The organism is Arthrobacter sp. Y3221157 (assembly GCF_059089865.1).
The window spans coordinates 1-18,712 of record NZ_JBNHFD010000024.1; the positions used below are offsets into that span (position 1 = coordinate 1).

The following is an 18,712-nucleotide window of genomic DNA, read 5'->3' on the forward strand; positions in this document are numbered from 1 at the left end:
GGCAGCGGCCGGCGCAGGATCCTGCGCCTGCCCCGCCGGCGCGCAGGCCGGGAGAAGCAAAGCCGCAGCGAGGAAGGCAGCGCTGGCGAAACCGGAGGAACGACGGCGGGACTCCCCTGCCGTCGTCGTGGTGCTGTTCATTTCTTCGCCTTCCCGCGGCCGCCGAAGGATTGCCGCTGTTGAATCAGGCGCCGGCCGCCCGGCTGGAACCGGGCGGCCTGCTTCCTGCTGCAATGTTGTGTGACTGGTTGTTGCTCCTGGTTACCGCTGTGCGCGGGCTGCTCCGATGGCCCGGGCCGCGCCCATGCCGGCGAACACGAGGGCCAGGGCTGCTGCGCCGAAGCCCAGGGCGAGTGCGGCAGGTTCTGCCGGTGCTGCTGAAGCAGCATTGGCGGAGCCGTCAAGTGCACCCGGGACCGAACCCGGCGAGGAGTGCATGCCTTCGATGGTCTGGACGGCCAGCTGCAGGTTGTTGTTGGCCAGGCTGCCCCATGCGTAGACGATGGTGTGCGTGCCCTCTGCGACGGTGACGTCCGCAGGTCCGATGACCGGGGTTGTGGTGCCGGCGGCCGCGACGGCTGCCGGGATGGTGCCGGGGTCAAGGGTCAGGGTCTGCTCGTTCGGGTTGGCCAGGTTGGAGATGACCGCCGTACCACCGGCCAGGACGTCGACGGCGGGTGCTGCCGCTGCGTGCCGGACGGTGAGTTTGCCCTTGCCTGCCGCGATCTGCGAAACGTCGTTGGTGTAGAGGTTGGCGGTGGGGTTGCCGCCGGCGTCGAGGTTGGCCACGGCGGTGTAGTTGCCGTTGGCCGCCAGGTTGACGCTGACGGGCCCGATCACTGCTGCGCTGGCATCGGCGGCATCCGAGGCAGTGATGGCGAGCTCGTAGGCGCCGGCCGGAAGTGCCAGGGGTCCGGCCAGGGTGCCGGGGGTGAAATCATCCAGGGTCCGTTCGCCGTTGACCCAGACGTCTACGGTGAGTTCGGGAACGCCGTGCAGCACGGAGAGCTGGGCGTCCCCTTCGGCTGCCTGGGCGGGGCCGGCGAGAGCGATTGCTGCCGCAATTGCCGCTGCACCGGCACCTGCTGTGAAGATTCTGTTGCGCATGTCCTTCTCCTTCATCGGCCCGCGTTTGCGGGCGTTTTTTGCTTACACCCCTACTACTGGTGCAGGCCGGGAGTTGGATGCAGATTCATGGAAAAATCTTCGGGCAAATTTTTCGGACGGGGTGCGCCGGCTCTACCCCGCCGCTGCCGGCGGCGCCGTGCTGGCCCGCAGCACCAGCTCCGGGGTGACGATGGTGGAGCTGACGGCCGCCCCCGCCTCGATTTCTTTCAGCATAATGTCCATGCAGCGCCGGCCGAGCTCCTCGAAGTCCTGCCGCACGGTAGTGAGGGGCGGGGTGAAGTACCCCGATTCCGGCTGGTCGTCGAAACCCACCACGGAGACGTCGTCGGGCACGCGGACGCCCGCCTCTGCGAACGCCCGCAGCAGGCCCAGGGCCATCTGGTCGTTGCCCACGAAGATTGCCGTGGCGCTGCGCGTTTCCGCCAGTCTCCGGCCGATCCGATAGCCGCTGCCAGCGCTCCAGTCGCCTTCCACCAGGAGCGCGTCCGGCAGGCCGGCGGTGCGGAGCGCGTTGCGCCAGCCCTCGGCCCGTTCGGCGCCGTCCGTCCAGTCCGGCGGCCCGGATAGGTGGCCGATCTGCCGGTGCCCCTGCCCGATGAGGTGTTCGACGGCGAGCTGGGCGCCCCGCCGCTGGTCCACCATGGCACCGCTGACGTTGCTGTTGCCGAGGGATCCGACGGCCACCACGGGCACGGAAAGCGTCATCTCGTCGAGGGCCTTCAAGGTGTCCGAGTGCGGGACCAGCACCGCGATCCCGTCCACTGCCTGGTCCATGAAGTGGCTGATGGCGTCCGCGATCGCCTCCCGGCTGATCTCGCGCAGCGCGGCGATGCTGACAAAGTAGCCGGCGTCGCGGGCGGCGTGCTCCACGCCGAGGAGGGTATTGGCCGGACCGTACTGGGACAGCTCGTTGGCCAGGACCCCGATGGTTTGCGAGCGCCGGGTCACCAGGCTCCGGGCCGCAGTGTTCCGCCGGTAGCCCAGTTCCGCGATGGCCGCCTCCACTTTTTCGCGGGTGGCCTTGCTGACGTTGGGGTGGTTGTTGACCACGCGCGAAACTGTCTGGTGGGAGACACCCGCCACGTCCGCCACATCTTCCAGACGCGGCATCCTGCCCTTGCTGCTTTTTGCCATGAGCCTATTGTCCCTGCAATACAAACGGCAGGCCGGAGGCGAATCGCCTCCGGCCTGCCGTGCGGGTGGGCCCTGTGGGGCTCGAACCCACGACCCACGGATTAAAAGTCCGATGCTCTACCAACTGAGCTAAAGGCCCCTGCCGGCCGGTTCAACATGTTTGTGTCGTACCGCCCAGCCCAATCCATTTCTGGACGTTAATACTCTAACGCATGGTTCCGGCCCCTTCGCACGCCTGCCGAACACCGCCGTCGGGCTTTTTCCGGAAGGGCCGGGGACGCTCGTATCCGGCACGGCACAGGAGTAGCGTGGGGGCATGAGTGAGCAAGCAGGACCAAGTCCCTACGGTGGCGCGCACCGGCACCACAAGCCCAAACCCTTCGCTCCCATCGACTTTGAGCCCTTCGCCGGCGGCGCCGATCCCGCCCGGGTTTCAGAGGCCGCACACCTTGCCGCCCAGGCGCTGGTCCGCCACGGCCGGGACAGCGACGACCCCGTAGTCACCCAGCGCCTGGTCAAGCTCGCCGATGAACAGGGCTTGGAGGCCATCGCAGAGATGTGGGCCGAAAGCCCGGCACGTTCACTTCCCGGCGCGCTTTGGCGCTTGTACGCGCTGCGGGCGGCCACGGTCCAGGACCCCGAGCGCATTTCCGTGTACTTCCGGGCGGGCAGGGACACGGCGCAGGTCTCCAACGTGGTGGCCGGAGCAGCCGAGCCTCCCGGCGCGGACGAGATGACCGCCATGGCCGACGCCATCCTCTCCGGAGCGTTCGACGGCGAGTTCGACGTCGCACTGGAACGGTCCGCCGCCTTCTGCCGCGTAGTGGCACTGGGCCAGGCGACCATCGCCGACGGCGCCGAGCACGCCAACGAGGCCCACGCCAGCAAGCTGACCCGCAATTCGCACCAGCTGGTCAAGACCGCGGAGGACCTGGAGCACGCCGCCAACGCGTGGCGGCTGGGCGAGCTGGACTGATTCCGTCAAGTCGCACCCTGCTGGCCCGCCGGCCTGCCATTTTGGCCGGATCGCCATCACGGCCCAACTGTCAAGATTGACTTGGGAGCGGCATCGTAGAACACTGAAACTGGTGTCGGACCGCGAAACCCCCGGGCTTCAAAACTCAGCCGCCTAGAGCGGCCTACCGCCGAGAGGCGTATCCGGTTCGGCACCATTTTTCTGCCCTTTTCCTGTTTTCCCATTTCAAGGGTGCAGTTACGGCCCGGTAGAGTTAGCGTCAGTTGCCTGCCGGGGTCAAGTCACACGGCAGCAATCCCCGCCCTGTACTTTCCCCGGAGACGGAACCACGTGAAGCTGCGCCTTTTTCCCCAGGAGCCCGCCGGGCTGAACCTTCTCTCGCAGATGGCGCAGCAGATTGTGCTGGCCGGGGGCACGCTGGCCGAGATCCTCGGCGTTCCCGCAGCCGATCATTCCAAGCTGGTCGAGGACATGCACAACCACGAGGCCAAATGCTCCGAACTGCAGTTCGCCCTCCTGACCCACATGCGCACCAGCTTCGTGAACCCCCTCCCCCGCGAGGACATGTACGCGCTCTCCCGCTACCTCAATGAAGCGATGGAAAAGATGGACGCCGCCGCGGAACTGGTGGCCCTGTACAAGCTTGACCGGCTGCCCCGGCGCGCAGCGGACCAGCTGGAGATCATCAGCAGGCAGGCTGAGCTGACCGTGGATGCCATGCGCCGGCTGGACAACCTGGACGACCTCGAGGACTACTGGATCGAGATCCTCCGCCTGGCGAAGCGGGCCGAAAGGACCCACCGCCTATGGGTGGCGGACATAATCACCGACATGAAATGGGCGCAGTACTCCCGCAACCGGGACGTCGCCAACCAGCTGGTGGAAGTCACCAAGGATATGCGGCGGATCGCCACGCAAGTGGGCAGCATCATCGTCAAGGAATCCTGAGGTGGTGGCAGCCATCTTCGGCGTTGTGGTCCTGCTGACCGCCGGGTTTGCCTTCCTCAACGGCTTCCGGGATGTCTCCAATGCCGTGGCACTGGCTACGCGCACCCGGGCGCTCACCCCCAGTGTGGCAGTACTGCTGGCCGCCTTCTTCAACTTCATTGGCGCCCTGCTGAGCGCCACCCTGGCTGTCGCGGTGAGCCAGCACTGGATCACGCTGCCGCCTGGAACGGATGGCCTGAGCATCCTGGTTGCCGGGCTACTCAGCGCTTCCGCATGGGGGTTGCTGATGTGGTGGCGTGGCATTCCCGCTTCCTCCACCCATGCCCTGGTGGGCGGCCTTGCGGGTGCCGGGCTGGCCAGCCTCGCCGTGGGCGGGGCAGGCGTGGGCGGCGTGGACCAGTCGCTGCTGTTCCAGGTGGTCCTCCCCCTGGTCCTGTCCCCGCTGGTGGCCTACAGCGGGGCGTTCCTGATGGTTTTTCCGGCCACCTGGGCGGCGCGGTACACCCAGCCCAATGTGGTGAACCAGCGGTTCCGCCGCAGCCAGGCCATCGCTGCGGGGGCTGTGGCATTCGGCCACGGCCTGCAGGACGGCCAGCGGGTCAGCGCGGTGCTGCTGCTTGCCCTGCTGGCCGCCGGCTATACCGACGGCGGGACCATCCCCCTGTGGGTTGCACTGGTGTCCGCGGTGATGATTACGGCCGGGACCTTGGGCGGCGGGTGGCGGATCTCGCACACCATCGGCTACAAGGTCACGCGCGTTGATCCGTTGCGGGGCTCAACGGCCCAGATCTGGAGTTCAATCATGCTTTTTGTGGGCGCCATCGCCCTGCATTGGCCACTGTCCACCACCCACACCGTCACTTCGGCGGTCATTGGCGCGGGCGAGAACCAGCACTTTTCGGTGACCAACCGGAAGCTGGTCATCCGGATCCTGGGGCTCTGGGCCCTGACCCCCGCCGCCACGGCCGCCACTGCGTTCGTGTTGGCACTGGCCATGTCGCCGCTGGCCGGCTGAGCGGCGGCCAGCCGTCCCGGGCGGTACCTTGCAGCCCTGTACAGCCCGCCGCGGGTGACGTAGATTCAAAAGTACGTCCCTTGGCAATGCCGGGGACAGCCGCCCGCCGCCGTGTGCAGGCCCCGCGGGCGTTCGCCGCTGCAGCCAATCGGCGGCTTGGATGCACATTGCGGAAAAGAGCAGGCACCATGTCCTTCCCGGATTCGCGCCGCCCTGCGCCCCAGCCGCGGCAGCTCCGATGCGAGACCTGCGGAACCGAACACCAACTCACCATCCACGCCATCACGGCTCTCGGGGCGGGGGGCGGCGACCTCGTCACGGTCTCCTACACTTGCAACGACTGCAGCCTGTTCCAGGAGCACCTCGCCTATGCGTCCGACGTAGCCGCTGCCCTGCACCAGGTGCGATGGATGGCGCAGGTGATCATGTTCGGCGACGACTACATCCATTGCGGCTTCCCCATGGAAGAGGCCGAGTTCGAAATTGAGCGGCTTTGCTACCGCAGCAGCAACAGCGGAAGCGGCCTCAGCGCCGTATGCCTGCCCACCCGGGTCCTGCGCTGCCGCTGCGGCTTCCAGCTGGAAGTTCCGGAATAGCCCCGCGGCTTCCGCCGCATGCGCTATAGCGCTGCCGGAAAGGCGGGCGGCAGTTCCTCGAGGACCTCCGCCAGCTCCCCGGTTGTCAGATTCGCCGCCTTGCACAGCTGGTCCTGCCCCACACCGGCGCCCGCGGCCTGCCGCAGTGCCTGCATCAGGGCCGCTTGCGCCGCATCGAGCTCCCACTGCATGCTTTCGAGATGAGAGCTGGTCCGCCAGACGGCCGCCAGCAGGTCACTGTCTCCACTGTCTCCGGAGTCCGGGACGGCCTGCCCCGCCGGCGCCAAAGGCTCGGCCGCCACGTCCTGCAGCATGGGAAACCCAAGGGCGAAGGCGTCCACCGGCTGGGGGTTAAAGGCCGGACCGTGGGCTGAGCCGTAAAGCTGATGGGTCCTGGGATTGCTGGCGATCTGGGTCATGCAAACTCCTAGGCGTCTTATTACTAGCTCGGAAAGTATCTAGTTCAGCGTACTAAATACTTTTCGAGCTGGCTAGCTTCACGGTTGAAACCCTGCGAAAGACGCCGGCGGCGTGCGCAGCAGTAGCCGGGGGTTATCCGAAGCGGCCGGAGACGTAGTCCTCAGTAGCCTTCTGCACGGGGTTGCTGAAGATGGTGTGCGTGTCACCATACTCAATCAGCTTGCCGGGCTTTCCGGTGCCGGCGATGTTGAAGAACGCCGTCCTGTCCGAGACACGTGCGGCCTGCTGCATGTTGTGGGTCACGATCACAACGGTGTACTGGTCCTTGAGCTCGTTGATGAGGTCCTCAATGGCCAGGGTGGAGATGGGGTCAAGGGCGGAACACGGCTCGTCCATGAGAATCACCTGCGGCTCCACGGCGATGGCACGGGCGATGCAGAGACGCTGCTGCTGGCCGCCGGACAGGCCGGAGCCGGGCTTTTCGAGGCGGTCCTTGACCTCGTTCCACAGGTTGGCGCCCTTCAGGGAACGTTCCACCAGGACGTCGGCCTCACCCTTGGAGATCTTCTTGTTGTTCAGCTTGACGCCGGCCAGCACGTTGTCCCGGATGGACATGGTGGGGAACGGGTTGGGGCGCTGGAACACCATGCCGATCTGCGAACGGACGGTGACCGGGTCAACACCGGGGCCGTACAGGTTGTCGCCGTCGAGCAGGACCTCGCCTTCAACGCGGGCGCCGGGAAGGACCTCGTGCATGCGGTTCAGGGTCCGCAGGAAAGTGGACTTGCCGCAGCCGGACGGGCCGATGAAAGCGGTGACGGACTTGGCCTCGATGTTGATGGTGACGTCCTCCACGGCGAGGAAGTCGCCGTAGTACACGTTCAGGTCCTTGACGTCGATGCGCTTAGACATGGTGTTCCTTCACTTGCTGGGTATGTAATGAGTCTAGGTTTCCGCCCGGCAGGGCGGTAGGGAAACGTGCGTCAGCGGCCAGTCTTGGGCGCGAAGAAGCGGGCGATGAGCCGTGCGGCCAGGTTGAGGACCATCACCAGGATGATCAGCACCAGGGCTGCGCCCCAGGCGCGCTGGGAGGACGGGTCCGGGTTGGCCGGCGAGGTGGGGTTCAGGATCTGGGTGTAGATGAACGTGGGCAGTGAAGCCATCCAGCCGCCAAAAACGTTCGAGTTGATGCTGGTGGCAAAGCCGGCGGTGACCAGGATAGGTGCCGTCTCGCCGATGACCCGGGCGATAGCCAGGGTGACGCCGGATGCGATGCCTGAGATCGCCGTCGGGATAACCACCTTGATGATTGTGCGCCACTTGCGGACACCCAGGGCGTAAGCCGCTTCCCGCAGCTCGTTGGGTACGATCTTCAGCATTTCCTCACTGGAGCGGACCACCACGGGGATCATCAGAACCGACAGGGCGACGGCCGCCACTGCGCCGGTCTTGGTGCCCGGGCCCACTATGGCGAAGAAGAAGGCCGCGGCGAACAGGCCGGCCACAATGGACGGGATACCGGTCATGACGTCGACGAAGAAGGTGATGGCCCGGGCCAGACGGCCGTCGTTACCGTATTCCACCAGGTAGATGGCGGTGAGCAGGCCGACCGGAACGGAGATGAGGGTTGCCAGCAGGGTGATCTGCACGGTGCCCAGCAGGGCATGGTAGATACCGCCTACCACCGGCGCGCCCTCCTCCACCGCCTTGTTGTCGAAGACGCCGGTGACGCCGTTCATCGAGGTGCTGAGGAAGCCGGGGGTCAGCAGTCCGGGTACGCCGTTGGCCAGGACGGTCCAGATCACCGAGACCAGCGGAAGCAGCGCCACCAGGAAGGACCCGACCACCAGGCAGGTGGCCAGCTTGTCCTTGGCTTTGCGGGATCCTTCCACCACCGCGCTCCAGGACACCAGCCCGACGGCGAACAGCAGCGCCGAGACGATGCCCCAGCCGAAGGCATTGAAGCCCACCAGGGCCAGGATGGCCGCGCCAATGATGAGCGCGCCGGCCAGGACCACGTAGGGGGCGTACTTGGGCAGTTGGCCCTTGGTGAGTGCGGAGCGCTTGCTGCGGACCGGGGTAAGCGTGGAGGTCATTTAGTTGGCTCCCGAGAATTCTTTGTGCCGGCTGATGATCCAGCGGGCGATCATGTTCACGGCCAGGGTGATGATGAACAGGACCAGGCCGGCGGCGATCAGCGTGCTGACCTTGAGGCCGCTTGCCTCTGGAAAGTTCAGGGCGATCTCCGCGGCGATGGTCTGGTTGCCGGACTGGATCAGGCTGGCGGTCAGGGCGCCGGAGGAGAGCACCAGGGCCACTGCCATGGTCTCGCCCAGTGCACGACCCAGGCCCAGCATGACGGCGCTGATGATGCCCGGGCGCGCGAAGGGGAACACGGACATTTTGATCATTTCCCAGCGGGTGGCGCCGAGCGCCAGCGCGGCTTCCTCGTGCAGTTTGGGGGTCTGCAGGAAGATTTCGCGGGACAGCGAGGTGATGATGGGCAGCACCATGACTGAGAGAACAATGCCGGCGGTGAGGATGGTCTTGCCGGTGGCGGAGGCCGGTCCCTGGAAGATGGGCAGCCAGCCCATGTTCGCGGCGAGCCAGTTGTAGGCCGGTGAGATTTCCTTGGCCAGGAACGCCGCGCCCCAGGCGCCGTAGATGACTGAGGGGATGGCTGCGAGCAGGTCCACCACGTAGCCCAGGCCGGACGCGAGGCGGCGCGGGGCGAAGTGCGAAATGAACAGTGCAACCCCAATGGCGATCGGGGTGGCGATGACCAGGGCGATGGCAGCCGCAATGATGGTGCCGATGACGATTGGCCAGATGTAGGCGAAGAACCCTTCGCCGCCTTGGATTTCCGTGGCCGGGGCGGTCAGCGCCGGAATGGCCTGGACCACCAGGAAGAGCGCCACGCCAAACAGGACAGCGAGGATGAGGCAACCGGCGGCCAGCGCGGCTCCGGAAAAGACTTTGTCACCGGCACGGCCGGCGCCCTGGGTGCTGCTCAGGGAGGTGGCGGTCATTCGACGGCCCTTCGATCGTTTACTGACACTGAATATTGGTGCGTCTAAACCGAAGTTCCCCGCACTGCCTTTCGGCAGGCGGGGAACCCGGTTAGTGGCGCGCTGGTTAGGACTTGACCTTGATGGACTCGATGGCCGTGGCAGCCTTCTCGGCCAGAGTGGAGGACAGCGGTGCCGACTTGGCGGAATCCGCTGCGGTCTGCTGGCCTTCCTCGGAAACTACGTAGCTCTCGAAAGCCTTGACCAGGTCAACGGTCTCCTGGCTGTCGTAGGTGGAGCAGACAGTGTGGAAGGAAACGAGCACGATCGGGTACGCGCCCTCCGCAGTGGTCTTGCGGTCCAGCTTGATGGACAGGTCGTTGGCGGAACGGCCTTCAACCGGCGAACCTGCGTCCACAGCCTTGGCTGCGGCCTCAGCGGAGATGGTGGTGAAGGACTCGCCAACCTTGATCTGCGCAACGCCGAGGTCGCCACCAACGGCGGAGTCGTCAGCGTAGGTCACGGCGCCCGGGGTGTCGGTGACGGTCTTGACCACACCGGAGGTGCCCTTGGCGTTCTCACCCTGCAGGCCCGCGGGCCACACGCCGGAGGACTTGTCCGTCCAGACCTCGGGGGCAGCGGAGGCCAGGTAGTCGGTGAAGTTGGTGGTGGTGCCGGAGTCGTCCGAACGGTTCACCGGGGTGACCTTCAGATCCGGAAGATTGACGCCTTCGTTCAGGGCGGCGATCGCGGGATCGTTCCAGGTGGCAATCTCGCCGCGGAAAATCTTGGCAACGGTGGCGGCGTCAAGCTTGAGCTCCGTGATGCCGGGCAGGTTGAACGCGACAGCAATCGGGGAGATGTAGACCGGGATGTTGATGGCGCCGTCGGGGCCGCAGACGGCCTTGGAGCTCTCGTACTCGTCATCCTTCAGGTAGGCATCCGTTCCCGCGAACTGTGCCGACCCATCGAGGAGGGCCTTACGTCCTGCGCCGGAGCCATCCGGGGAGTACTGAATGGTGGCGCCCTGGTTGGCGGAAGCAAAACCGGTCTTCCATGCGTCCATTGCAGCGCCCTGTGCGGATGAGCCAATCCCGGTCAGGGTGCCGGTGACCTTGGTGCCCGAGGTCTGGCCACCGGCAGGTGCGGTGTTGGTGGCGTTGTCTGAACCGCAGGAGGTGAGCGCGAGTGCGCCGGCTGCGATAACAGCGATAGCCGCGTGGCGGCCGATGCGGAGTGCCTTCACTTAGATGTACCCCTTCCAGGGTTATTCAGGTGCGGGACAGGGACGGAGAACCCTGCAGCGCGATGCGTACGTTTTGTACCTTCATCGAAGTTAAGGGCCGCAGGTAAAGGGATGCCCTGCCCAAGGTAAACGGAAGATTAACGACGACGGGATATTGACTTAAAACTGCCGGGTTCCCATTGCGCAGATCACATCTGCGGTCGTAGGGGCAAACTGCAAACTGGAAGGCCACGGGCAGCAAATAGACTGGACGGCATGGCCCCCGCAGCAGGACTCTCAGCAGGCAGGCGGTTCCTGCGCGGCAGGGTCCGTACCGGGCTGATCCGCAGCCGCAATTCATTGGTTCCGGCCATCCAGATGACGGTATGCGCGGTTGGCGCCTATGCCTTTGCGGAGTATGTGCTGGGGCACTCGGGCCCCCTGTTCGCCGCCACCTCCTCATTGATTGCCCTGGGCTTCTCCCGTGAGCCGCGGCTGCGGCGGGTGCTGGAGGTGGGCCTGGGCTGCACGATCGGGATCGCGGTGGGCGACCTGCTCCTGCACTGGCTGGGCGGCGGGATCTGGCAGGCCGCCGTCGTCCTTTTGTTCTCCATCCTGCTGGCCCGCTTCCTGGACAGCGGCAACATCTTTACCACCCAACTGGCGCTGCAGTCCCTGCTGGTGGTGCTGCTGCCGGCGCCGTCCGGCGGGCCGTTCACCCGGAGCATCGACGCCGTCATAGGAGGCCTGTTTGCCCTGCTGGTAACCATCGTGGCACCCAAGGACCCGCGCCGGGAGCCCCGCAAGGACGTCCGGAACCTGCTGCACGAGCTTGCGGAGGTGCTGCGCGAATGCGCTGAGGCGCTGTCGGACAGTGATTCCACCCGGGCATGGCACGCGCTGGTGCGGGGCCGGAACTGCCAGCCGCTGGTGGACGGCATGCGGCATTCCCTACGGGCTTCGGGCGAGGTGGCGAGGCTGGCGCCAGCGTACCGCCGGCACCGGGATGAACTTGACCAGCTGAAGCAGTCGCTGGACTTCATTGACCTCGCCCTCCGCAACAGCAGGGTGTTCGCGCGGCGGCTCACCAGCGCCATCAACCACGCGGCGTTGTCGGACGAGGCCACCGAAAGCATCGCGGAGGTGCTCCAGGAGACCGCTGCCGCGATTGACGAGCTGTCGCTGGGGCTGGCGGAAACGCACGACGGCGTCCGCCGCGCCCACCTGCGCACGGCCCGCCGGGAGCTGAGCGAAATTGCGCTTCGGCTGCATCCGAAGCTCCTGGAAGTCCAGCGCCTGGAGGGCGAGACAGTGGTGATGCTGTACCGGCCCTTGATGGTGGACCTGCTGGAGGCCACCGGCATGGACGCCCGCGAGGCCAGGGACATCCTGCCTGCCCTCTAAGGCGGCACTAGGAAGCTCCAGCGGTTGGTACCACCGCGGCTGGCCTTGCGGAAAACTGTCGGTCGTCATTCGGATAGTGGAGACCCAGCTGGTTCCTTGCTTCATCCAGCAAGCCCATGATCTGCACAGTTTCGGCCCACGGCATCAACGGGCTCTCCTGCAGCCCCGCCCGGATGCAGCGGCCCGCCTCCCGCAGTGCATGGATGAACCCTTCGGTCTCCTCGGGGAATTCCTCGATCCTTATACATCCGTCGGGGCCGCAGATTTCCAGCATCCGCGGGTTGTACAGGGGCGCACCGGTCCGGATCCAGCCGGCCGAGCCGCCCAGGGTGGCGGTGCCGGGGCCGGAAGCCTGCAGCGATGATGAGAGCTGGGCTGAGCCGCCTTCCGGGTACTCGAGGGTGAGCGTGTTCTGCACGTCCACGCCGTCCTGGTTCAGGTGGCCGTTGGCTCTGATTTTTGCGGGAAGCCCGAGGGCCGCCACCGCCCAGGTCAGCGGGTACACCGCGAGATCCAGGAGGGCGCCGCCGCCGGCTGCCGGATCCCACAGCCTGTCCGCGGGGTTGTACACGGCGGGGAACCCAAGGTCCGCCTGCACCCAGCGGACCGCTCCGATCTCCCCGTCGCGGACCAGTTCCAGGGCGCGGCGGGTGGCCGGCAGGAAGCGGGTCCACACCGCCTCCATCAGGAATAGTCCCCGCTCGTCCGCGAGCGCCACCAGGTCCATGGCCTCACGGGCATTGATGGTGAGCGGCTTCTCGCACAGGACGTGTTTCCCGGACTCCAGGGCTGCGCGGGCAACCTCGAAGTGTTGGGCGTGCGGAGTGGCGATGTAGACCACGTCAACGTCGGGGTCCGCAAACAACTGCTGATAGCCGGTTGCGGAGGGCATGTCGTGGTAGCTGGCTGCAAAGCCGTACTGCCCGGCGAAGGAATCGGCGGAACCTGCGCTCCGCGAACTTACCGCGTGCAGCTCAGCATCTTCGAGGCAGGCCAGGTCCCGGGTGACCCGGTGCGCGATCCGGCCGGTGGCAACGATGCCCCAGCGCAAGGTGCGCGCATCCCTGCCCGCCGGGTTGTTGTTGGACCCTCCCATCAGGCGGACTCGCGGACCACAAGCGACGTGGGAATCTGCGTCACGCGGTCGGTGTCCTTCCCCTCGATCAAATTCACCAGGATCTCGGCCATCTTTTTTCCCATCTCGATAATCGGGTGGTGCACCGTGGTCAGCTGGGGTGTTACAGAGGTAGCGAAGGAATCGTCGTCGAACCCCACCACGGCGACGTCCTGCGGTATGCGCAGCCCGCGTTCCTGGAGCACCGTGTAGGCACCGGCAGCCATCTGGTCGTTGGCAACGAACAGGCCGTCCACCGGCCGCCCGCTTCCCAGCAGCCGCCGCATGGCCTTGGCTCCGGACGCGAGCGTGAAGTCCCCGTACTCGATCAGGGAATCATCAAGTCCCGCCGCCGCCATGGCTTTTTTCCAGCCGTTGACCCGGTCGATGCCCGGCGGCATGTCCTGGGGACCGGCGATGGTGGCGATGTTGCTCCGGCCACGCTCGATCAGCAACCTCGTGGCGCCGGCCGCTGCAGCCTCATTGTCCACATCCACGTAGTAGCTGGCGCTCTCCCGCAGCGGCCTGCCGGCGAACACCATCGGGATGTAGTCGCTCAGGTGGGTCCAGGACCTGTCCCCCGCATGGTGGGACACCACCAGGGCGCCTGCTACGTTGCCGCCCAGCAGGAAGGCCCTGGTCTTTTCCGGTTTGGCCTCCGAGGCGATCACCATGTTCAAGGTGTAGTCGGTGTCTGCAAGGTACAGCGCCACGCCCTGCACTACCGACGCGAAGAACGGGTCCGCGAACACCTTGGACGTGGACTCCGGCACGATGAGCGAGACGGAGTTGGGCCGCCTGCTGGCCAGGGAACGGGCTGCCCTGTTGGGGGTGTAGTTCACGGCAAGGATGGCCTGGCGCACCTTGGCAGCGATGTCCTCGTCCACGCTGGGTACGTCGTTGACCACCCGGGAGACGGTGGCACGGGAAACGCCCGCCAGTGCTGCCACCATTTCAAGGGTGGGCGCTGGCCGGCTTCCGCTGTGGTCTGGCTTCACAATCTTCGCTCCGTGATCTAGCTGGCACTGGGCCGGGATTTCAGTTTAGGCGGGCAGGGATGCGGCAGGCTCTAAAGCAACCCGCTTCGCGGCGGCAATCAGCCCGGCGTAGGCCTTGCCGCTGTCCTTGATGGTGCGCTGGAACGTGCCGTAATCCACGCGCACAATCCCGAAACGCTTGCCATACCCCCATGACCATTCGAAGTTGTCCAGCAGGGACCAGACAAAGTAGCCGCGGACATCTGCGCCCTGGTCCAGTGCGTCACCAACAGCGGCGACGTGGTCCAGGATGAACCGGGTCCGCTCCCCATCGTGAACGCCGCCGTCGGGGCTGACGGTGTCCTCGTAGGCCGCACCGTTTTCGGTGATGTACAGCGGCGGCAGCTGGGGATACTCCTCCCCCAGCCTGACCAGCAGGGTTCGCAGCCCGTCCGGGTTAACCTCCCAGCCCATCGCCGTCCGCGGCAGGCCGCGGCTTGGAAACGCGATGTGCTCTGAACCGATCCAGGGTGATGCTGGTGGCCGTTCGGCTCCACCGGAGTGGCCGTCGCTTCCGGCCTCGTCGGCGTGGCCGCTGATGAGGTCGTCGTGGTAGTGGTTCACCCCAAGGAAGTCCAGCGGCGCGCTGATGATGCCGAGGTCGCCAGGGAGAATGACGTCCTGCAGGCCAAAGGCGGCCAGGTCGCGCATCGAGTCTTCCGGGTAGCTTCCGCGGAGGATGGGGTCGAGGAAGATCCTGTTCTGCAGGGAATCGAACCGGCGTGCCGCATCGAGGTCCACCGGATCCTGGCTGTCCCGCGGAATCGAATTGCTCAGGTTGAGGGTGATGCCGAGCTGCTCTGCTCCGCGGCTCCGCAGGGCGTTTACAGCCAGCCCGTGGGCCAGGTGCTGGTGGTGCACGGCCGCGATGGCAGCGTCGGGTTCCTGCCGGCCGGGAGCATGGACACCGGACCCGTAGCCGAGGAGTGACGAGCAGAACGGCTCGTTGAACGTCGTCCAGTGGCGGACCCTGTCCCCCAGCACCGAGTACACATCGTTGGCATACTCCTCGAACCGGTAGGCGGTGTCCCGGTTGGCCCAGCCGCCCTTTTCCTCAAGCGCCTGCGGCAGGTCCCAGTGGTAGAGGGTGAGCCACGGCAGGATGCCTGCTTCCAGCAGCTCATCCACCAGCCGTGAGTAGAAATCCAGGCCTTCGCGGTTGACTGCCCTGTCCCCCGGACGCACGCGGGCCCAGCTGGTGGAAAACCGGTAGGAGTCCAGTCCCAGCTCCTTCATCAGCCGCACGTCCTGCGGCATCCGGTGATAGTGGTCCGCTGCCTGGTCGAGGTTCTCGCCGTTGGCGATGGTGCCGGGAATCCGGGCAAAGTGGTCCCAGACGGAATCTTCCTTGCCTCCTTCCTGGCCTGCGCCCTCTATCTGCGCGGCCGCCGTCGCCGATCCCCACAAAAAGCCCTCGGGCCACTGCCTCATGTACGTCGAATGCTCCATTAGCCCTTCACTGCTCCTTGCATGATTCCTGAAATGAGTTGTTTGCCGGCCAGCACGAAGAGCACCAGCAGCGGGAGGGTTGCGAGCACCGCTCCTGCGAGGACTACGGAGTAGTCCACGTAGCGGGCAGACTGCAACTGGCTGAGTGCCGTTTGCAGGGTGGGGTTGCCGGCGTCGAGCACCAGCAGGGGCCAGAGGAAATCGGTCCAGGCCGTCATGAACGTGAAGAGTCCCAGGATTGCCATGGCGGGCCGGGCGGCCGGGATCGCCACATGCCAGAAGGTGGAGATCATGCTGGCCCCGTCCATCCTGGCGGACTCGATGAGCTCGTCCGGAATCACGTCCACCAGGTACTGCCGCATGAAGAAGACGCCGAAGGCCGTCACCAGCGTGGGCACCACAACCGCGCCGATCTCACCCGTCCAGCCAAGGGTGCGCATCACCATGAACAGCGGGATGATGCCCAGTTGCGTGGGGATGGCCATGGTGGCCACCACCATGAGCATGAGCCCGTTCCGGCCCCGGAAGCGCAGTTTGGCGAAGGCATAGCCGGCGAGCGTTGAGAATCCCACCACGGAAACGGTGATGATGCAGGAAATCAGGACGCTGTTGCCAAGGGCCAGCCAGAACGGCACGGTGTCAAAGACTTCGCCGGCGTTCTTCCAGAAGTTGCCGCCGGGAAGCAGCGGGGGCCAGGTTTCACCGAGGGCTTCATTGGACCGGCTGCCGATCACGACGGACCACCACAGCGGGTAGGCCGAGGAGATCAGGAACGCCACCAGCAGGCCGTAGGTAAGGAATCCGGGCTTCCCCACCGAACCGCCGAACCGCTTGCGGGCGTTTTGGACCGGTGTGGGCCGCCCGGGAGCGCGGGTCTCAGCAGGTGTGGGCGCTGCCCCTTCAATGATGCTCATCGTCTGGTCCTTTCGGCGCGTTTCCGGGCAGCCCGGTTGGGTTTGGCGGCCTCTGCCGTGGCAATCCGCCGGGAAATGAGGTAGTTGATGACGCCGAACAGGACGATGATCAGGAAGAGCAGCCAGGCGATGGTGGATGCCTTGCCGAAGTTCTGGCGCTGGAAGGCCATTTCCCACAGGTACAGGACGGTGGTCTGGAACTGGCGCTGGGATCCGCCGGCGCTGGCGGGATCAAACAGCCGGGGTTCGGTGAAGATCTGGAGTCCGCCGATGGTGGCCGTGATGACCACGAAGACCATGGTGGGCCGGATGCTGGGCAGTGTGATGCTGAAGAACCGGCGTACCGCGCCGGCGCCGTCGAGCGCAGCTGATTCGTAGAGATCCCGGGGTACCGCCTGCATTGCTGCCAGCAGGATCAGGGCGTTATAGCCGGTCCAGCGCCAGTTGACCATCGTGGCGATCGCGACATGGCTGGGGAAGGTTTCGTTCTTCCACATCACCGGATCGAGGCCGAAGTTGCCCAGGATGTTGTTGATCAGGCCGTACTGCTCACCGAACATGTTGGTGAAGATCATGGCCACGGCCACCGGCGTGACGACGTACGGCAGCAGGATGCTCATGCGCCAGAAGGTCTTTGCCCTCAGGTTCTGGTCCAGCACGGCAGCCAGGAAAAGCGCGACGGCCAGCTGCGGAATGGCGGACAGCAGGAAAATGCTCACTGTGTTGAACAGGGAGTTCCAGAAGAAGCGATCCTGCAGGACCTCGGCAAAGTTCTGCAGCCCCACGAAGTCGCCCTGGCCCTTGAGCAGGTGCCAGTCGTAAAGGCTCACCACGAAGGTGTAAACCAGCGGAAAGAGTCCCACCAGGGCGAAGAGGACAAAGAACGGGGCGATGTAGAGGTAAGGGGAAGCCTTTACGTCGAAGACGTTCAGGCGCTGTTTAAACGTGGGTTTCAGTTTCATTGCCGCCGGACTGGCGGGCCGGTTCAGGGTGGTTGTCATGGGCTCTTGCCCTCCATCGGGGGGCCTCCCTTCCGGAAGGCCCCACAGCGGGTGTTGCTAATTGTTTACGACCAGGTCGTTGAGGAGGTTGAGCGCTTCAGACCACGCCTTGCCTGCGTCTGCCGTGCCGGCGTCGAGCATTTTCAGCGCGGGGCCGAACACGTTCTCCTGGATTACGGAGTCATCCGGCCCCTTGAACTGGGCCACCACACCCTTGGCCCGGTTTGCCAGGATTACGCCGGTGGGGGCGTTGTTGAACACCACGTTGGGGGTGGCGTCGGCCACGAGCTTCTCCTGCGCCTTGAGCGTGCTGGGGAAGTTGTTGGCCGCAGCCGACTGCTTGACCTGCTGCTCCGGGGCGGTCAGCCACGCTGCCAGCTTGGCAGCTTCGGCCGGGTGCTCGGAGGTCTTGGGGACTGACAGGAAAGCGCCGCCCCAGTTGGATGCCCCGCCGGGGAAGACGTCCGCGAAGTCCCAGCCGCTGTCTGTGCCGCCGCCGGCCGATTCCAACTGGCCCTTGATGGTGCCCAGCATCCAGCCGGGGCAGACGAAGGTCGCGAAGGAGCCGTCAGTGAACGCCTTGCCGTTGCCCCAGTCCCACTGGGTCTGGTTGGCGGACAGTCCGGCGGCAGTTCCGGCTGCCAGCATGTCGAACTTGGCCTTCATCTCGGAGTTTCCGTCAATGTTCAGCTCGCCGTCCCTGGTGTAGTAGCCCTCCTCCATCTGGTTCACCATGGAGTTCCACACAAAGCCGGACTGGTCGTACCAGGCCTTGCCGGTGGCTGCCTTGTACTGCTCGCCAAGTTTGAAGTAGGTCTCCCACGTTGCATCGTCACCGCCGAAGAGCTTCGCCACCGATTCGCGGTCCTTCGGCAGGCCGGCAGCTTCGAACAGCTTGCCGTTGTAGCAGAGCCCCTGGGGTCCGATATCAGTTCCGTACCCGATGACGCGGCCGTCCGGATCGGTGCCCTGCTTGAACTTCCAGTCCACCCAGTTGTCCTTGATGTCCGCCGCTCCATGCTCGTTCAGGTCCACGAACTGGTCCGAGACCTCCATGATGGATCCGAGCCAGCCTTCCTCGATGGCGACGACGTCGCTGAGGCCGGAGCCGGCGGCGAGTTTGGTGAAGGCGTCCGTGCGGGCGTTGGCTCCACGGTCGATGTTGGTGGCTTTGATCTTCACGCCCGGGTTGGCTGCCTCGTACTCACCGTAGAGATCGTCGTAGCCGAACGTGCCGAAAGTGGTCACCGTGAGTTCCACGGGGTTGTCTGCGCTGGCTGCCTTTTCCGTACTGTTGCTGCAGCCGGTGGCCAGCATGGCAAAGGCTGCAATGCCCGCTGCAA

Annotated in this window: 18 protein-coding genes and 1 tRNA gene; 5 read left to right on the forward strand and 14 right to left on the reverse strand. The window is 65.5% G+C overall.

The genetic code is table 11. The features are described from left to right. Positions 1–261: 261 nt before the first annotated feature. The 3 genes from AC5RTT_RS08755 to AC5RTT_RS08765 form a co-directional block, all read right to left on the reverse strand. A complete protein-coding gene (locus AC5RTT_RS08755) occupies positions 262–1,107 on the reverse strand; it encodes a DUF4397 domain-containing protein (protein ID WP_494144856.1) in 846 nt (281 codons plus the stop codon). 132 nt (positions 1,108–1,239) lie between these two features. Next, positions 1,240–2,262: a LacI family DNA-binding transcriptional regulator gene (locus AC5RTT_RS08760; protein WP_494144857.1), complete on the reverse strand. Its 1,023-nt coding sequence runs from the start codon at positions 2,260–2,262 to the stop codon at positions 1,240–1,242. A 66-nt stretch (positions 2,263–2,328) separates the two neighbouring features. Continuing rightward, positions 2,329–2,401: transfer RNA gene (locus AC5RTT_RS08765), tRNA-Lys, on the reverse strand. 177 nt (positions 2,402–2,578) lie between these two features. Between AC5RTT_RS08765 and AC5RTT_RS08770 the strand changes: the two genes are divergently transcribed. From AC5RTT_RS08770 to AC5RTT_RS08785, 4 genes are all read left to right on the forward strand, one after another. Then, positions 2,579–3,238, forward strand: a complete 660-nt coding sequence (locus AC5RTT_RS08770) for a hypothetical protein (protein ID WP_494144858.1) — start codon at positions 2,579–2,581, stop codon at positions 3,236–3,238. A gap of 330 nt (positions 3,239–3,568) precedes the next feature. Then, on the forward strand, positions 3,569–4,186 hold the full coding sequence (locus AC5RTT_RS08775) for a DUF47 domain-containing protein (protein ID WP_494144859.1): 618 nt from the start codon (positions 3,569–3,571) through the stop codon (positions 4,184–4,186). Between the two features lies 1 nt (position 4,187). Next, positions 4,188–5,201, forward strand: coding sequence for an inorganic phosphate transporter (locus AC5RTT_RS08780; protein WP_494144860.1), 1,014 nt, complete (start codon positions 4,188–4,190; stop codon positions 5,199–5,201). A 188-nt stretch (positions 5,202–5,389) separates the two neighbouring features. Beyond that, complete coding sequence (locus tag AC5RTT_RS08785) at positions 5,390–5,797, forward strand: hypothetical protein (protein ID WP_494144861.1); 408 nt, start codon at positions 5,390–5,392, stop codon at positions 5,795–5,797. A 23-nt stretch (positions 5,798–5,820) separates the two neighbouring features. Here the strand turns inward: AC5RTT_RS08785 and AC5RTT_RS08790 are convergent, their stop codons facing one another. The 5 genes from AC5RTT_RS08790 to pstS all read right to left on the reverse strand — a co-directional run bounded on the left by AC5RTT_RS08790 (position 5,821) and on the right by pstS (position 10,471). Next, positions 5,821–6,216 (reverse strand): hypothetical protein, encoded by a 396-nt coding sequence (locus AC5RTT_RS08790; RefSeq protein WP_494144862.1) that lies wholly within the window; start codon positions 6,214–6,216, stop codon positions 5,821–5,823. Between the two features lie 133 nt (positions 6,217–6,349). Further along, positions 6,350–7,129: a phosphate ABC transporter ATP-binding protein PstB gene (pstB, locus tag AC5RTT_RS08795; protein ID WP_494011833.1), complete on the reverse strand. Its 780-nt coding sequence runs from the start codon at positions 7,127–7,129 to the stop codon at positions 6,350–6,352. Positions 7,130–7,200: 71 nt separating this feature from the next. Then, positions 7,201–8,313, reverse strand: coding sequence for a phosphate ABC transporter permease PstA (gene pstA, locus AC5RTT_RS08800; protein WP_494144863.1), 1,113 nt, complete (start codon positions 8,311–8,313; stop codon positions 7,201–7,203). Further along, a complete protein-coding gene (gene pstC, locus AC5RTT_RS08805; RefSeq protein WP_494144864.1) occupies positions 8,314–9,246 on the reverse strand; it encodes a phosphate ABC transporter permease subunit PstC in 933 nt (310 codons plus the stop codon). A 106-nt stretch (positions 9,247–9,352) separates the two neighbouring features. Further along, positions 9,353–10,471, reverse strand: a complete 1,119-nt coding sequence (gene pstS / locus AC5RTT_RS08810; protein ID WP_494144865.1) for a phosphate ABC transporter substrate-binding protein PstS — start codon at positions 10,469–10,471, stop codon at positions 9,353–9,355. A gap of 255 nt (positions 10,472–10,726) precedes the next feature. Here pstS and AC5RTT_RS08815 point away from each other — a divergent pair, with 255 nt between their 5' ends. Beyond that, a complete protein-coding gene (locus AC5RTT_RS08815) occupies positions 10,727–11,854 on the forward strand; it encodes an FUSC family protein (protein ID WP_494144866.1) in 1,128 nt (375 codons plus the stop codon). A gap of 7 nt (positions 11,855–11,861) precedes the next feature. Here AC5RTT_RS08815 and AC5RTT_RS08820 read toward each other — a convergent pair whose 3' ends face one another. From AC5RTT_RS08820 to AC5RTT_RS08845, 6 genes are read right to left on the reverse strand one after another with little or no spacing between them, the layout of a single operon-like run. Further along, on the reverse strand, positions 11,862–12,950 hold the full coding sequence (locus AC5RTT_RS08820; protein WP_494144867.1) for a Gfo/Idh/MocA family protein: 1,089 nt from the start codon (positions 12,948–12,950) through the stop codon (positions 11,862–11,864). Then, the gene (locus tag AC5RTT_RS08825; RefSeq protein ID WP_494144868.1) at positions 12,950–13,966 is read right to left on the reverse strand and encodes a LacI family DNA-binding transcriptional regulator; all 1,017 of its coding nucleotides are present in this window, start codon (positions 13,964–13,966) and stop codon (positions 12,950–12,952) included. The genes AC5RTT_RS08820 and AC5RTT_RS08825 overlap by 1 nt, the downstream gene beginning before the upstream one ends. 45 nt (positions 13,967–14,011) lie before the next feature. After that, positions 14,012–15,454 (reverse strand): GH1 family beta-glucosidase, encoded by a 1,443-nt coding sequence (locus AC5RTT_RS08830; RefSeq protein WP_494144869.1) that lies wholly within the window; start codon positions 15,452–15,454, stop codon positions 14,012–14,014. Further along, complete coding sequence (locus AC5RTT_RS08835) at positions 15,454–16,368, reverse strand: carbohydrate ABC transporter permease (protein ID WP_494144870.1); 915 nt, start codon at positions 16,366–16,368, stop codon at positions 15,454–15,456. The genes AC5RTT_RS08830 and AC5RTT_RS08835 overlap by 1 nt, the downstream gene beginning before the upstream one ends. Further along, positions 16,365–17,369, reverse strand: a complete 1,005-nt coding sequence (locus AC5RTT_RS08840) for a carbohydrate ABC transporter permease (protein WP_494144871.1) — start codon at positions 17,367–17,369, stop codon at positions 16,365–16,367. Before AC5RTT_RS08840 ends, AC5RTT_RS08835 begins: the two co-directional genes overlap by 4 nt. A gap of 57 nt (positions 17,370–17,426) precedes the next feature. Next, the gene (locus tag AC5RTT_RS08845; RefSeq protein ID WP_494144894.1) at positions 17,427–18,686 is read right to left on the reverse strand and encodes an ABC transporter substrate-binding protein; all 1,260 of its coding nucleotides are present in this window, start codon (positions 18,684–18,686) and stop codon (positions 17,427–17,429) included. Positions 18,687–18,712: the final 26 nt, after the last annotated feature.

What these genes read in the sequence shown, in the direction of transcription:
- AC5RTT_RS08785 (WP_494144861.1), top strand. Translation starts at nt 5,390, where the DNA reads ATGTCCTTCCCGGATTCGCGCCGCCCTGCGCCCCAGCCGCGGCAGCTC.
- AC5RTT_RS08755 (WP_494144856.1), bottom strand. Translation starts at nt 1,107, where the DNA reads ATGCGCAACAGAATCTTCACAGCAGGTGCCGGTGCAGCGGCAATTGCG.
- AC5RTT_RS08820 (WP_494144867.1), bottom strand. Translation starts at nt 12,950, where the DNA reads ATGGGAGGGTCCAACAACAACCCGGCGGGCAGGGATGCGCGCACCTTG.
- AC5RTT_RS08845 (WP_494144894.1), bottom strand. Translation starts at nt 18,686, where the DNA reads ATGCTGGCCACCGGCTGCAGCAACAGTACGGAAAAGGCAGCCAGCGCA.
- AC5RTT_RS08770 (WP_494144858.1), top strand. Translation starts at nt 2,579, where the DNA reads ATGAGTGAGCAAGCAGGACCAAGTCCCTACGGTGGCGCGCACCGGCAC.
- AC5RTT_RS08835 (WP_494144870.1), bottom strand. Translation starts at nt 16,368, where the DNA reads ATGAGCATCATTGAAGGGGCAGCGCCCACACCTGCTGAGACCCGCGCT.
- pstB (WP_494011833.1), bottom strand. Translation starts at nt 7,129, where the DNA reads ATGTCTAAGCGCATCGACGTCAAGGACCTGAACGTGTACTACGGCGAC.
- AC5RTT_RS08815 (WP_494144866.1), top strand. Translation starts at nt 10,727, where the DNA reads ATGGCCCCCGCAGCAGGACTCTCAGCAGGCAGGCGGTTCCTGCGCGGC.
- AC5RTT_RS08830 (WP_494144869.1), bottom strand. Translation starts at nt 15,454, where the DNA reads ATGGAGCATTCGACGTACATGAGGCAGTGGCCCGAGGGCTTTTTGTGG.
- AC5RTT_RS08760 (WP_494144857.1), bottom strand. Translation starts at nt 2,262, where the DNA reads ATGGCAAAAAGCAGCAAGGGCAGGATGCCGCGTCTGGAAGATGTGGCG.
- AC5RTT_RS08790 (WP_494144862.1), bottom strand. Translation starts at nt 6,216, where the DNA reads ATGACCCAGATCGCCAGCAATCCCAGGACCCATCAGCTTTACGGCTCA.
- pstC (WP_494144864.1), bottom strand. Translation starts at nt 9,246, where the DNA reads ATGACCGCCACCTCCCTGAGCAGCACCCAGGGCGCCGGCCGTGCCGGT.
- AC5RTT_RS08840 (WP_494144871.1), bottom strand. Translation starts at nt 17,369, where the DNA reads ATGACAACCACCCTGAACCGGCCCGCCAGTCCGGCGGCAATGAAACTG.
- pstA (WP_494144863.1), bottom strand. Translation starts at nt 8,313, where the DNA reads ATGACCTCCACGCTTACCCCGGTCCGCAGCAAGCGCTCCGCACTCACC.